At 46.5% G+C, this 13,498-nt stretch carries 14 protein-coding genes; 5 read left to right on the top strand and 9 right to left on the bottom strand.

Features of this window, described 5'->3' with window-relative positions; genetic code table 11:
- Positions 1 to 14 precede the first annotated feature (14 nt).
- From ABW391_RS15720 to ABW391_RS15690, 7 genes are all read right to left on the bottom strand, one after another.
- Positions 15 to 1,001, bottom strand: coding sequence for a tetratricopeptide repeat protein (locus ABW391_RS15720; protein ID WP_353482844.1), 987 nt, complete (start codon positions 999 to 1,001; stop codon positions 15 to 17).
- Positions 977 to 1,585, bottom strand: coding sequence for an RNA polymerase sigma factor (locus ABW391_RS15715; RefSeq protein ID WP_353482843.1), 609 nt, complete (start codon positions 1,583 to 1,585; stop codon positions 977 to 979). The genes ABW391_RS15720 and ABW391_RS15715 overlap by 25 nt, the downstream gene beginning before the upstream one ends.
- A gap of 128 nt (positions 1,586 to 1,713) precedes the next feature.
- Positions 1,714 to 2,313: a Uma2 family endonuclease gene (locus tag ABW391_RS15710; protein ID WP_353482842.1), complete on the bottom strand. Its 600-nt coding sequence runs from the start codon at positions 2,311 to 2,313 to the stop codon at positions 1,714 to 1,716.
- A 47-nt stretch (positions 2,314 to 2,360) separates the two neighbouring features.
- Positions 2,361 to 4,058 carry a DUF3472 domain-containing protein gene (locus ABW391_RS15705; RefSeq protein ID WP_353482841.1) on the bottom strand — a complete coding sequence of 566 codons (1,698 nt, stop codon included), beginning with the start codon at positions 4,056 to 4,058 and terminating at the stop codon, positions 2,361 to 2,363.
- A 44-nt stretch (positions 4,059 to 4,102) separates the two neighbouring features.
- Positions 4,103 to 4,447, bottom strand: coding sequence for a XisI protein (locus tag ABW391_RS15700; protein ID WP_353482840.1), 345 nt, complete (start codon positions 4,445 to 4,447; stop codon positions 4,103 to 4,105).
- Positions 4,447 to 4,848 (bottom strand): XisH family protein, encoded by a 402-nt coding sequence (locus ABW391_RS15695; protein WP_353482839.1) that lies wholly within the window; start codon positions 4,846 to 4,848, stop codon positions 4,447 to 4,449. Before ABW391_RS15695 ends, ABW391_RS15700 begins: the two co-directional genes overlap by 1 nt.
- 52 nt (positions 4,849 to 4,900) lie before the next feature.
- Positions 4,901 to 6,100: a DUF6786 family protein gene (locus tag ABW391_RS15690; RefSeq protein WP_353482838.1), complete on the bottom strand. Its 1,200-nt coding sequence runs from the start codon at positions 6,098 to 6,100 to the stop codon at positions 4,901 to 4,903.
- A 121-nt stretch (positions 6,101 to 6,221) separates the two neighbouring features.
- On the opposite strand from ABW391_RS15690, the gene ABW391_RS15685 reads away from it, so the two are divergent.
- The 4 genes from ABW391_RS15685 (at position 6,222) to ABW391_RS15670 (ending at position 10,489) form a co-directional block, all read left to right on the top strand.
- On the top strand, positions 6,222 to 7,238 hold the full coding sequence (locus tag ABW391_RS15685; RefSeq protein ID WP_353482837.1) for a zinc-binding alcohol dehydrogenase family protein: 1,017 nt from the start codon (positions 6,222 to 6,224) through the stop codon (positions 7,236 to 7,238).
- 107 nt (positions 7,239 to 7,345) lie between these two features.
- A complete protein-coding gene (locus ABW391_RS15680; RefSeq protein ID WP_353482836.1) occupies positions 7,346 to 8,395 on the top strand; it encodes a hypothetical protein in 1,050 nt (349 codons plus the stop codon).
- 127 nt (positions 8,396 to 8,522) lie between these two features.
- On the top strand, positions 8,523 to 9,587 hold the full coding sequence (locus ABW391_RS15675) for a hypothetical protein (protein ID WP_353482835.1): 1,065 nt from the start codon (positions 8,523 to 8,525) through the stop codon (positions 9,585 to 9,587).
- A gap of 95 nt (positions 9,588 to 9,682) precedes the next feature.
- Positions 9,683 to 10,489 (top strand): formyltransferase family protein, encoded by an 807-nt coding sequence (locus tag ABW391_RS15670; RefSeq protein WP_353482834.1) that lies wholly within the window; start codon positions 9,683 to 9,685, stop codon positions 10,487 to 10,489.
- Between the two features lie 2 nt (positions 10,490 to 10,491).
- On the opposite strand, the gene ABW391_RS15665 is transcribed toward ABW391_RS15670, so the two are convergent.
- Positions 10,492 to 11,541, bottom strand: coding sequence for an MGH1-like glycoside hydrolase domain-containing protein (locus ABW391_RS15665; protein WP_353482833.1), 1,050 nt, complete (start codon positions 11,539 to 11,541; stop codon positions 10,492 to 10,494).
- Between the two features lie 192 nt (positions 11,542 to 11,733).
- On the opposite strand from ABW391_RS15665, the gene ABW391_RS15660 reads away from it, so the two are divergent.
- Positions 11,734 to 12,186: a DinB family protein gene (locus tag ABW391_RS15660; protein WP_353482832.1), complete on the top strand. Its 453-nt coding sequence runs from the start codon at positions 11,734 to 11,736 to the stop codon at positions 12,184 to 12,186.
- Positions 12,187 to 12,195: 9 nt separating this feature from the next.
- On the opposite strand, the gene ABW391_RS15655 is transcribed toward ABW391_RS15660, so the two are convergent.
- Entirely contained in the window at positions 12,196 to 13,314 is a 1,119-nt protein-coding gene (locus ABW391_RS15655; protein WP_353482831.1) for a Gfo/Idh/MocA family protein, read from the bottom strand.
- Positions 13,315 to 13,498 lie beyond the last annotated feature (184 nt).

Below are 13,498 nucleotides of genomic sequence, written 5' to 3'. Positions count from 1 at the left end.
TGATTAACGGTAAATTATTGCAACAACTTCAACGCTTTTCGAGCTTGCCTGCGGTAAGGGTGTCCCGAGTTTGCCGCTATTGTATTGAACAGTGCAAGTGCTTCCGATCGTTTGTCGGCCTGCAACAAAGCCAAGGTCCGGTACCAGGTCAACTGAGGTATCCAGGCGGGATCAGGAAAACGCATTCGAGAAAAATAAAATATAGCCTCTTGACCTTCACCCATTTCAAGTAGGCAATAAGCTTTGAGGTACAAAAGAGTGTCGTTCGCCATGGGCGAAGCTGCCACCGGGCTTGCGGTAGGGTCTTTTTCCAGCTGCTTTTGATTCTCGCGTGCTATTTTACGGCTTAATGAGTCAGCTTGTATCTGTTCAATTTGCTCCAAGGCCAGGTAGGCCGCACTAAAATCGCGCTTTTTTAGCAATTTGTCGGCACTGTCATAAGTGGCGTCAATTTTCAACCCGAATGGCGGATAATCCACATACCACAACTGATCGAGCAGAGCTTTAAGGGCCGCATTTGCTTCGCCCTGGCCACGTGCAGCAACCAAGTCAGGAGCAGCATGAAGTGGCACAGGAATGACTTCGTCTTGTAGTGCAAAGGTGGGGAGAATAGGATCAGGTGGCACCGGAACTTCTTCCTGCGGTTTGATTTGGGCAATGGGGGGCTTTTCCCGAGGCTTTTCTAATTTATACTGTTCAGGTGTTTGTTTTTTGGTCGGCGACGGTGAGCTGGGGGCTTGTTTTTCTATTGGTGGCACACTTGGCGTGCTCACGTTTTTGTTAAAAAACCAATAGGCCACGGCGGCCAAAAAAGCCAGCGCAGCCAAGGTGAAAAGTAGTCTTCTCCAAAGCGTTCGTCGGTGCTGGGCAGCCTGTTCTGCCGCTACTTCGCGCAGCTTCGCTTCCAGCCTTATGCCCGCCAAGCCCTCTAGGACTTGTGCGGCGGCGCGGCGTTCGTCGTCGTCAGCGTTGTCACTCAGATATTGTTCGTATTTCTCCATTGTCGCGCTATTTGGATCAATTTTTTCATACAATCGCTGCGTTTTATCTTCAGCGAATCGGTAGTGGTGTAGCGGGTCCAACCTTGTCGCACCACTTCGTCGTCGGGGTAACCCTCGATGTGGTGCAGTCGGATGACGGACTCACAAGGTTCGCCCATTTGTCCCAAAAATTGCCGCACCAGTTCGGCGGATTCGCGTTGCCGGTTGCTGGCCTCAATATCGGGATCGTGCAGATCGTGGTGGTCTTCGATCGATTCATAAGTTGTTTGGCGCTTTCTGGTCATCGATAGCGCCACCCGCTTCATGATTTCCACGAGGTAACTAGAGGGGGCATGACCTTGAAACTGGTAGGAGCCATCCTCTATTTTTCGCAAAAAAATGAGCGAACTTTGGTTGAGCAATTCATCGACGCTTTCTGGCGCCAGTTTGTATTGCTCAACCAATTTCTTCGCCGATGGCATCGCCTTGTTTTGCACACAACGTATTGCCGAGTTGTTCAAACTTTTCAGGGCTTGAAACAATTGCTCATTGTTTTCAAATTGTCGACAAGGGTTTGCAGGTGTCAGCCACTCGGTAATGCGCATCGAACTCAAGCTTATATTGTATTGATCAACTTAAAGGTAAGTGTTTTTTGAAAAAAAATTGGAAAGTGTGCCGTTTAGTACCCGTTCCTTAAGGAGTATGTGCTGGGCTACCAGGCAATCAAACTTTTCTACTCAAACAAGTTAGCCAAATTTACACTGAAACCGGGCAGCACATCCTCGCCGCTCAACATTTCGTCAAAAGCCACCTTGGTTTCGCTGCCATCTGCGCGGTATACGGTGGTTTGCTGTGCCTCAGGGTCGATCAACCAGGCCAGTCGACAACCGCATTCCATAAATTCGGCAATTTTATCCTGAATAGGTTCCAAACGATCGCTAGGCGAGCGCAATTCCATGATGAAATCTGGAACCAGTGGAGCAAATTTTCTTTTTTCCGCAGCGCTGATGCTGTTCCATTTTTCCAAGGGCATCCAGGCGGCATCTGGCCCGTAGGTAGCGCCGTTTGGGAGTTTGAAACCCGCCGAAGAATCGAAGGTTTTTCCTAGTTTGGTTTGGTTGTTCCAGACAAACAATACTCCATTAAATGAAGAATTCCAATTGCCTGTTTCTGATCCGGTTGGTGACATGATGACGATTTCTCCTTGTGTGTTGCGCTCTATTTTGACATCCCGATTCAGTTGGCAAAATGCAAAGAACTGCTCATCGCTCATCCCTTTATCTGGAAAAGCGAGCGCCAGGATTCCCTCAAACTGACTGGTAATGGCGGTCATGGTTGTTGGTTTTTACAAAAATACGACTTACAGGTCAGTTTTTCAAGTTACTTAGGCAAGCGATTAAAGTCAACAACCGGCTGTTTACCACCCGGGCTTCTGCTAAACCGAGTATCTGGATCGACCCAATCCTTGAAAAAACCACAATTGCGGAGGAAGAATTGGTTATTCAGAACCCCGCCCTGAAAATCCATACGAAGTTTCTTCCGCCCGGTATTGTCATTGGTAAACCTGGCCGTGGTCATTTCTGTCCAGTTGCCCTGGGCATCACAAACCCACTGGTTGTTGTAAAGCACTTGGCGGGTTATCGCGCCCCGCTCGGGTTCAAAATTTTCCAGAAAAGAATGCGGCGATTTGTACCAGGTTGAGATTTTTGGCCGCTTGAATGAAGCAATAAGCCGCCAGTCCTGGGTGTTGGGGTCAAAAAAGTAGGAGGTATAGGTTGTTGTATTGTCGCCATTGGGGCGAATGCGAGTCAGGAATTTATAGGTTTGCCCCGCTTTCCAATTGTACACCAGGTAACTTTGGCCACCGGAGCCTTCGCCTCCAAAATCCTGGGCATTCACGCCCGGTCCTTTTGCCAACAATCTCACTCGTTGGTCATCAGGGATGGAGGAGGGATCGTCGGTGCTGAAAGGACTCCAGACCGAGAACAACACGCGGCGCTCGTTAGGGCTATTCACCTGGATGCCACAATACCCTTCGGCAAAACCATTGACCATAAAGTACGAGCCAATGACATCGTTGCTATTAGGTACCGTTACTTCATTGTAAAACCATTCGATGTCTTTGCCCGCTGGCAAGGTGTAAGTGAGGTGTACCGAAGGACCGCGACGACCAAAATAGTAACTATCGTCGGCTTTCACGGTCAAGCTGGCGTCTACAAATTTGAGATTTGCGGGGTCACACTGGATTTCTATTGCCTGGATGTCGGCAAATTTGGTTCCGGTTTTGAGGATGCCTTTCAGCACAATGGGCAGGTAATCGGCGGCGAGGCTAAAAGAACCCAGGGGGTATTTTTTCCACTCGGTGCCATTTACTTCTACTTTCACATTGCTACGGCCAATGCCGACGTTGAGCGTACTTTTCTGGGCGGCTTTGGCAACGAGGTTGATCGAGTAGGTTCCACTTTCCAATAAACGAAAGTAAACAGTAGGGATTACCGTGGCATCGGTCCAGTTTTGGATACCTTGGATTGAAAGGCTGATCCCGCTGCTACCAAAATTATTGAAGAATGTATTGCCGCCCAAGGGAATGGTGTTGAAAGGTTGTTTGCTGGAAGTAGTGGTAGACGGTTTGGCGTTGCCTGTGGTCGGTTTGATTTTCCAGCGGGCACTTACCCAACCAGGTTGGATCTCACCCAGTTCAACGCCGCCATTTTCAGTGTGCAGGTAGGTCTCTCGCCATTTGTTTTTGATGCGTACTTCAGTTGAACCAGCGATGGGTTCCATGATCCACATCGCGCTAAACCAGCCGGGTTCTATTTTTCCGATTTCAGGAAATTGGGCACTGGCCTCAGCGTTAAGGTAGGCTCCAGTAGCTGCGCTCTTTATTCTTACTTCTGCACTATTGGCAATTTTTTCGATGATCCAGGTGGATTTGCTGCCTTGTTCGCCAAGATTGGGCTTCCCAGAACTTACATTGAGGTAAGTTTGGCGCCAGGCGTTTTGGATGCTTACGTTTCCTTGAGCCAAGAGTTGTGAAAATATAAAAATACAACTCCAAAAGGCAAGCGTGCTTTTCAATTTATCGATGGTTTTAGATGTACAAGTTAGGGTATAAATAGCTATCAGGCCACAGCATAACCTGTGTAAGGTCTTAAATGTGGGGCATGAAAAGCCAAAACAATGTCTGATTTAGTAACACCTTTCTCCTCTAAGTCACCAACAATATCGTAGTCCGAGGCATTTACCTGAACCCAGATTTTTCCATCATCAGCGATAGAAAAGAAAAAAACAGTAAAGCTAATTCGACGTTTGTTGCGCCATCCTATTTTCTTAATCTCGTAGTTATCGTGCTCTTCATCAAAAACAGGTACAATTCGAACACCGTCATCAGGGTTCTTTTTGCGACGCTCAAGATATTCGTGCAGGACCTCTAGAAGAATTTGTCGATTCAATACTGCCTTATCCATTACACAATGATTTTATCTGTTATTGAAAATACCAAAAGGTTAATCTTGTCCTCATTCAAACGTTTTTGAGGGAAGGGAAGTTTGAAGAAGGATTCGTAAATATCTTCCGAAATCGCCAAAAAGATAACCCTTCCAGGTTCAATATCATCAAGTGCGCTTTTGTAATTACGATATTGACCAACTGCTTGGTGGAATTCATAGCCAGCTGATTTTCCTACGAAACTTTTAACCTCAACAGCGATTAGTTCTATTCCTTTTTGTGCGGCAATAACTTTTTCAGCACCCAAGTCAATTTCGTAATCAGGACTACCCATTTCCAATTCATAAGGATCATGAGTAATTAGCCAACCATCTTTAATGAGGGCATCCTTTACATTTGAATGAAAAATGTCACGCGCCATTTGAGAAATTCTGATCTAAAGTTATCGATTTTTGTTTAATCCCACAACATCTTTAAAGTTTCGGCACCTGATTCAACTCAACCCCCAGCACCTTCTTACAAATCGCATTCAACTCCTCCGCAGTTCCCTCAAAATGAAAGGTTTGCTGTACATGTCGATAAGCAGCTCTTTTGGGGAGTATCAGCGCTGGAGAAGACGTCTCCAATTCGTAAAATGCACCCAATTGCCCGCCAGTATCATTGGGGCCATCGTTGTAGGCATTGACAACATCGCCACGGTAGGGGAAGCGTTGGTTTTCCCACATAGAGTTGACATAGGCGGTGTCTCCCTGGTAGTTGAAACGCAAAATGGTCAGCGTACCTTTGGCTGCATCGTAGCTACCCGCCACGGGTTTGACGATGCTGGGTGGAATGCCCAGTTTGCCGCGTGATTTAGAATCGCCTTTAAAAAAAAGGACCTGGTCTTTTTTGACCAAACGATCCTCTCCAATTTTACCAAAATAGGCGTCGTTGACCAGGTCTCCTCCCCCATTCTTGAAAGGTAAAATCACCACTTGAGAGGGCGTCGCTTTTAGCATACCCAGCAGCCAGATGGACACTGCTCCTGTACTTTTGTCCCAATCCCGATTGCCTTCATTACTGAGTTGATTGTCGCTTTCGTAAGCCACCCATTTGACTTTTTCCAGCGAGACGTGGAGCATATGTGCCGCTTCTTTTTCTTCCAGCAAACGAATGCTGCGGTCAATTTTCAGGTCAAAACGGGTGCCTGAATAATTTTCCAGACTGAAACTGTTGACAAAACGCACCCAGTTGTTCCCTTTTCCCACCATGGGGTACTTCAGGGTATCAATCGCGCCAGGTGTTTGCCAGTGCGCAAGATCAAAAGGGTCACCTTTTTTGAAATACAGCCCATACTGTCCTCCTTCGGGGCCTAGCCAAAAGCGTTCTTCCCCACCATAAGCATTGATGTGGGGTTGGTATTCGCCTTTTTGGATCAATTCGTGGTTGATCCAACCATAACTATTGCCATCCATACCTGTAGCGGTACTGGTCATTACACGGCCTTGAAAAGCTTCAACGATGAGGATTTTTCGGTCACCATCCTGGAGCAGAATGACCGGAACATGGGCTTTGAGTTGGTTGTAATCGTAAGCGAAGGTGTCTTCTTTCGCGGTTGACTCTTTCGAGGTCGAAGGGGCTTGACAAGATTGTAAAGAATAGATCAGAATGGCGAGAAAAAGGAATTTTTGCATGGTGGTGTTGCTTAGGAACAGATTCAGTAGTTCGCAATCAAATGTAGCAATTTTTGGATTGCGGTTGAATTTTTCCTGCAAAACACTAATTTCGCTTGATTTGACAAGATAAACAAACAAAATGAACCACACCCTCACCTGCACCGAGCCCGGACACTTTCAATACTCCGAAGACGCAGCCATTCAAGTTGCAGTTGGGCAATCCTTGCTGCGCATTCGCCGCATTGGGGTTTGCGGCACTGATCTTCATGCCTTCGAAGGCACCCAACCTTACTTCCAATACCCGCGCATATTGGGGCATGAGCTAGCTGGAGAGTTAATTGGTGGAGATATTCCAACTGGTTTTAACCTTGGCCAGGCAGTCACTTTTATCCCTTATTTTCATTGCGGGCAATGCATTGCCTGTCGCAGTGGCCGCACCAATTGCTGCGCACAACTTCAGGTATTTGGGGTACACATTGACGGGGGTATGCGGGAGCAGATCGCAGTACCTTCCTGGTCTTTGATTGCTGGAGATGGACTAAGTTTTGAAGAACTAGCTCTGGTCGAACCCCTCGCGATTGGTGCACACGCAGTGAGACGAGCGCAAATACAAGCAGGCGAATATGCACTAGTGATCGGAGCTGGGCCCATCGGCCTGGGCATCATCGAGTTTGCCCACTTGGCAGGAGCAAAAGTGATTGCGTTAGACGTCAACCCTGCCCGCCTGGATTTTTGTGGTCAACATACCCAGGCTGCGCTGGTACTCAATGCGCGTGACCCGGAATTAATGGAAAAAATTCGCGATTTCACCCAGGGAGACATGCCAACGGTGGTTTTTGACGCCACGGGAAGTCTACCTGCCATTCAAGGCGCTTTTGCTTATATGGCGCATGGTGCACGCTACATTCTGGTGGGTTTGCAAAAAGGGGACATCAGCTTTTCGCATCCAGAATTTCACAAACGGGAAGGTACCCTGATGAGCAGTCGAAATGCTACCAAGGAAGATTTTGAAAATGTGCTGCATGCCATGCGCTCGAAACAAATTCACCCCTTGCAATTCATCACCCATCGGGTGGGATTTGCCGAAGCGGCAGAACAATTCCCAGGTTGGTTGAAGCAGGAGGAGTTGGTGGTGAAAGCGATGATTGAGGTGTAGAGACCATTTGCTATAATTACCCAAGCCAACTGTCCATTTTAATCTTTAAATTTACAAATAGATTTTTTTAGCCTTCTGATCGCTTCAACTACAAATACAATTCTGACATGAATGTTAAAATTATTACCCTCCTAATTTTAAGTGTTTTTGGCAGCAATTGGTTCTACGCTCAGTCCATCTCCACGCCCCCCAATTTCCTAGGGCCAATCTATTTTGACAAAAAAGGCCAACTCCTCACCAACCCGACGGATGCCAATTTATACCGCATTTACCGCCCCTCAAACCCCAATGAAAAGCTGGGCAAACAGCACCTTGGCATCAATGGCGTACTGACTTTTAAAAACAGTACTGAAAACCTGTATTTCTATTTTGAAGACTATTTCATCACAGGGGAAATCCAGTTTCAAGGCAACTTGAGGGTCTCCAAATTGCACCAGGATCAAGGCTTGGGACTCAATAATTCATTAAAAGTGCATTTGAAAGGAGAATGCCGTTGGTACCACCGCAATGGCCAATTGTCCCAGGTTGGGGTATACGATGGAGAAAGTATTTATGGCGACCAAAAGCAATTCGACAATGAAGGCAAATTGATCAAATCGACTCCGGGACTCCCCCTGATCCAATACGATTACGTTTTGGAACACTCGGTTTTGGAACGCAAAAATTTTAGTTATGGTGAAAACGCAAAGAGTGAAATTCTCCCGACCCCGCAAAGCAACCAAGCCAAAAGCAAGGAAGTTATCGATACCAAACCAACCGATTTGGCGGCAAAATTGATGAGCATGCCGCGGTTTCCCATTCGTACTTATCGGCCTTATTTAGGGCTGTATCAGGGCAAAACGATCAATGCAAGTATTCAAAAAACCGCCAATACCAGTTTGGAAATCATCGAATTCATTGAAAAAGAAGAAGAGGTCGTGCTTGAGGTGTATTGGTTTGGAGGTTTTGAAGCCCACACGAAACTGACTGGCAGTATCCATGACAATGTCATTTTTGCCCGCGGCGATTGGGAAGTCAACGGAGAAAGAGTTGGTACCATTACCCTGGCCACTTTTCTGCAAAAAGAAGAGGGCAAACTGGAAGGTTTTTTCAACATCAAATTGCTTGATCAGAATGAAAAAGTACAGTCCTGCTCATTTAAATTGGGCAAAGAATAAGCAGGGATTTGCCCATTAGTCTGCTAATCAATGTCAATGCAATATTAAATATAGGTAAAATCAATGCACAGCCGGCCAAAGTTCAACGACATCTTTTTACATTGAATTCAACTAAACAAAAAGCTCAATGTTCAAGCAATTCCTACTGCTCTTTTGCACCCAATTCCTGATTAGCGCTGCTGCCTTTGCTCAAATAATCAAGGTTCCAGATGGCTTTGAAGGGCCAATCTTTTTCGACATCAGTGGCCAGAACCTCAAGAACCAGATTGGCGCCAATATTTATAGAATTTATCGTTCGGTAGGCGTCGAAGAGGTCAATCCTTCCAATGCATTGGGCTCAAACAACCAAACTGTAGCCCTCGATAAGATCGTTGAAAAAATCAATTATTATTATTTCGAAGACCACTACCTCACTGGAGAGCTGGAATTCCAGGGCCACATGATGATTGCACGCATGCATGAAGAAAGAGGGGTCAATCTTTATGCCCTAAAGGTTCACCTCAAAGGAGAATGCCGCTGGTTTAATAAAAATGGAAAGATGTCTCAAATAGGCGTTTTCAACGGTGAAGACTGGTATGGATCGCAAAAATTCTTCAACGATGAGGGAAAACTCCTCAACGAAAAACCCGGCAAGGGACTAGGCCAATACCTGTACAATTTTGAAAGAGGCCTTCTGCGCAGAAAAGGATTCAAATACCAGGAAAATGTGCTGAGTGATATTCTTCCTGCGCCTTCTGTGGTCAACAAGGAAGACAAAATTGCCAGCGTAAAAGATACCGCCCAGAGCAAACCCATCGACATCCAGGCTAAAATAGCCAGCATGCCCCATTTCCCGATCAAGAATTACCGCCCATACGAAGGCGTTTATCAGGGAATTACCAAAAACATCACCTTGAACAAACAAGCCGAAACCAGCGTGTCCCTTAGCGAAATTGATGCCAAGAACGGAGCAGCAACGCTCGAGATACAATGGGTAGGCGGATTTACCGGATATGCCAAAGTTACTGGAAGCATCCAGGACAACGTCATCTTTGCACAAGGCGACATGTACCTCAAAGGCGAAAAAGTGGCCGCACTCACCCTGGTCACTTTTTTGCAAAAAGAGAACAACAAGATTGAAGGCTTTTTCAACGCCAAACCGATTAAACCAGGAGAGAAAGTCCAATCTTATTCTTATGTTCTGAATAAATAGAAGGTAAGCAGCAAAGTCTAGATTCCGTTTTATAAGAATTAAATGAAAGGTTTCATATTAGGATTTCTAAATTAACTTTGGATCCAAATCAACCTATGTGCCTACTCTATTTTACCAACCGCGATTTGGCCAGCAACCTGATGTTGAATCATTTGCTGCCACTTTTACAGCCCTACATTCAGCACATTTTTATTTCTGAAAAAGTAGGCAAGGCCAATCCCGATGCGCCACAGGCCTTGCAAGACCTCAAGTTTTTTGAGCAAATCCTGCCCAACGAGTTTTTGTTTCCACAATTGGATGGCCAAGGACAAACCGGTACTGCGCAACTATTGACCTTTGAAGGTTTGTCCCAAAAATACGGCATTCCCATCACGCCCCTGAACGATGTCAAGTCTGCGGCAAGTCTGCAGCAGATTCGGGATTTACAACCAGATTTGGTGCTTTCGATTCGGTATGGCCGGATCTTCGGCAATGAATTTGTGCAGATTCCACGATTGGGGGTGGTCAATTTTCATTCTGGCCGTCTACCCAACTACCGGGGGGTATTGGCCGTATTCCGGGCTTTGATGGAGGGCGACCAAACCATCAATGGAACATTGCATTACATCGATGACAAGACCATCGATACTGGTGGGATCATTGGATTCTCCAATCTGCCTGTTGATCCTCAAAAATCTCTTTTGTGGCACATCCTGAGCTTGTACCCAGCCAGTGCGCCCTGGGTTGCTGCCGTGGTAGAGGGCATCTTGAAAGGCGAAAAACCAGAAACTTTAGCACAGAACGAAGCAGAATCTGCGTACTTCAGTTTTCCGGTTCAGACAGAACTTGATGCTTTCGAGGCTGCAAGATGGAAGTTCATCGACGCTGCGGAGTATGCGGCATTCATTCAGCAGTATTTGTAGGTCTACCAAATTTGTTCAAAGCTCTTTTTTTCCAATACCCCATTGGCCATATCCAGTACAATGGCAGCGGTATCGGCTGCATTGCCTTTGCCAATTCCGATGTTGTCATACGGATGCATCAAAGCTTTGTAATTGGGGTAAAAGCCATAACTGCCTACCATTTGGAGCGCCTTTTTGTTGAGGTAATTGGCATTTTCATTGAAACCGTACCGCAGCAATCCCGCATAAATCAAGCGATTGAGTAGCGGAGAAACCACTTCGTTGGCTTCGGTTTCGCTTGTACTTTCGGTGGGAATTTGGGTGGGCAAGACCCAGTAATTTTCTCTAAAAAACCCTTTTACCAGGCTGCGACACATTTTCTCTGCCTGCTCCTGATCGGGTACGCCCGCCCAAAGGGGAATGTAATTGGACAGCCATTGCGCACGCAAGGGTTTGCCCGAATCCAGATCCATCATGCGGTAAACACCCAATTGAGCATCCCAAAGGTCTTCATTCAATCCAAAAATGGTGAGTTCTTGCCATTGGAGCAGCTCCGTCAAATCTTTGCCGAGCGCTTCACCTAATTCGATCAGGCACTCGTTGGCGCGACACAACAAGCCCAAAAAAGCAGGGTCTTGCACCTTAAATGTCGTCGAATGGTATACATTTTTCAGAAACTCAGGGATCAGGCTTTCTTCGGCAAAATGAATAGCCGGCAGCCCAAGTTCTGCCAGATCGCGTTGCTCATACCAATACCGATGCAAGTTGACCAAACCATCAAAACAGGCATTGATTGGTGCCGTTTCTGGATCTTTTTTCCACCAATACCAGGCCAGAATAGCGTGAAACGGAGGGGTGTTGGCCAGTGGATTTTGAACATTGGAGAGATTTCCCTGGGGGGTTTGTCGGGACAATTCCCGTTGAAACCAAGTCCAGGCTCCAGCAGGATCGCTGTAAGTATAGCCCAATCCGAGGGCGTATTGCTCCATGGCAGAAGCTGAATTTTCGAGGGCATCCGCCGCAGAATGTACGATTTCCATTGCGGCTTGCGCCAAAGCTGATTGAGCGGCCAATTGTTCTAATGTTTCGAATGATACCAAATACGGGCTGAAGATTCCCGGAAGGATGGGAAACCAAAGCTACATATTCTATCTGGTTAAAATATTAAACCGTTTCATTTTTTTATAAAAATACCATTTATATCTAATAATTGAACATGTTCTCCAATTGCTTTTTGTATCTTTAACTCAATTCATCTCTGCTCTATGTATCGTCAAGGAATCATTGAATTGTTGCGCCGTACCTTTGATGGCGCTGCCTGGCATGGCCCGGCGGTCATGGAGACATTGCGCAAAGTGTCTTCCGATCAACTCGGGCAGCGCATCGGCAATAGCCACTCCCTGATTGAAATCGTAGAACACATGACCGCCTGGCGGCGTTTTACCATCGAAAAACTCCGGGGCAATACCACCTATGATGTCAATGATGCAGCCAATTATCCCAGGGTAGAACCCAATGAGGAAAGCTGGACAATTACGCTGCAGCAATTCGAAGACAGCCAGACCATGCTGCTGGAGCAGTTGGAGCAAACCAATGATTCGCTACTGGAACAAACCGTAGAAGGCCGCAATTACAGTTTCTACGTGTTGCTCCACGGCATCATCCACCACGATGTGTACCACCTCGGGCAGATTGTGCTGCTGATGAAAGGGCAATAGAACCCCGTCCTATTCCTTGAAAAATTTCTTCCAATTGACCACCGTTCCGGTTGCCGCCGAATGCTTGGCAGCTTCTAAGATTTGTACCACGATTCGGTTATTGTCCAAGGCCGACAATTCAAAGGGCTGTAAAGCAATCCGTCCACGCACTACGCCTTCGAAATAGGCAAAAGGGTCGTTCTTGCCTGCTGGAAGTGCTTCGGCTACCAGTGGAGTACCTCTGTCTTCCAATTTTGCGCCCAGCAACATGTCTTTTCCATTCAAACATTCCAATACCCCACTTTGGCCATATACTTCCATGTCTTTGCGGCTGTAAGGCCAGTTCCAGGAAGCTTGAATGATGACCTGGGTATTGGCATAATCCAGCACAATGGTGGCTTCATCCTCTACTTTGGGGTACAGTTTGGGTTTGATGTGCCGCACACTGCAAAAGACCGTTTTAGGTGTTTCACCTTTCAAAAACCAGGTGGACAGGTTCGCACCATAACAACCAAAATCGGTCAAAGCGCCTCCGCCGTCCAGCACCGGATCGGTCAGGAAAGCCAAAAATTCTGGATTGCAGCCAATTTCAATCGGCCCGGGATGCCCGTGATGGAAGACCATTTTGCGGATTTGTCCGATTTTATTTTGGGTATGAATGAGGTCATAGGCTTTGACATTGCTGCCATACCAGGTGGTTTCGTAGTTGGTCAGCAGATGAATCTGGTGCTTTTTGGCCAGGGCGACCATCTTTTGAGCGTGTTTCCAATTGGCTGCCAAGGGTTTTTCCACCATCACGTGAATGCCACGTGGCGCACAATATTCCACGGTGTTGAGGTGATTGAAAATGGAACTAAAATCGGTTACCGCTTCAGGTTTGGTTTTTTCCACCATCTCTTCGATCGTGTTGTATACCATACTCAGGTCAAACTTGTACTGTTTGGCATACCGTGCAGCCAGATCGCGGTTGGGTTCGGCGATGCCAACAATTTCGATATCATTGCCTTTGGGGCGATTCAGAATCCCGTGTACATGGGCATGCGTAAGCCCAACCACACCCACCCGAAGGGGCTTGGAATTGTTTTGGGCAGCCAGGCTGAACAGCATTTGGGCCAGGAAAAAAACGGTGCAGAGTGTTTTGATTTTCATATTAGGAGGGTGTTTTTTGCAGCCAAAACCGCTTTTATGAAGTGGGGCAAAAATAAGTGTTTCATTTTCTTGTAGCCAAAGGATTAGATAAAAAACTCGAAATGAACCGTTTACTCATCTAATCCTTTGGCAAAATGAAACACTTATTTTTTTATCGCCCCTAAATGTTGATTTCCGATGAGTA

The organism is Haliscomenobacter sp., assembly GCF_040403615.1.
Classification (GTDB): Bacteria; Bacteroidota; Bacteroidia; order Chitinophagales; family Saprospiraceae; genus Haliscomenobacter.
This window is presented reverse-complemented; position numbering and strand designations above follow the sequence as displayed.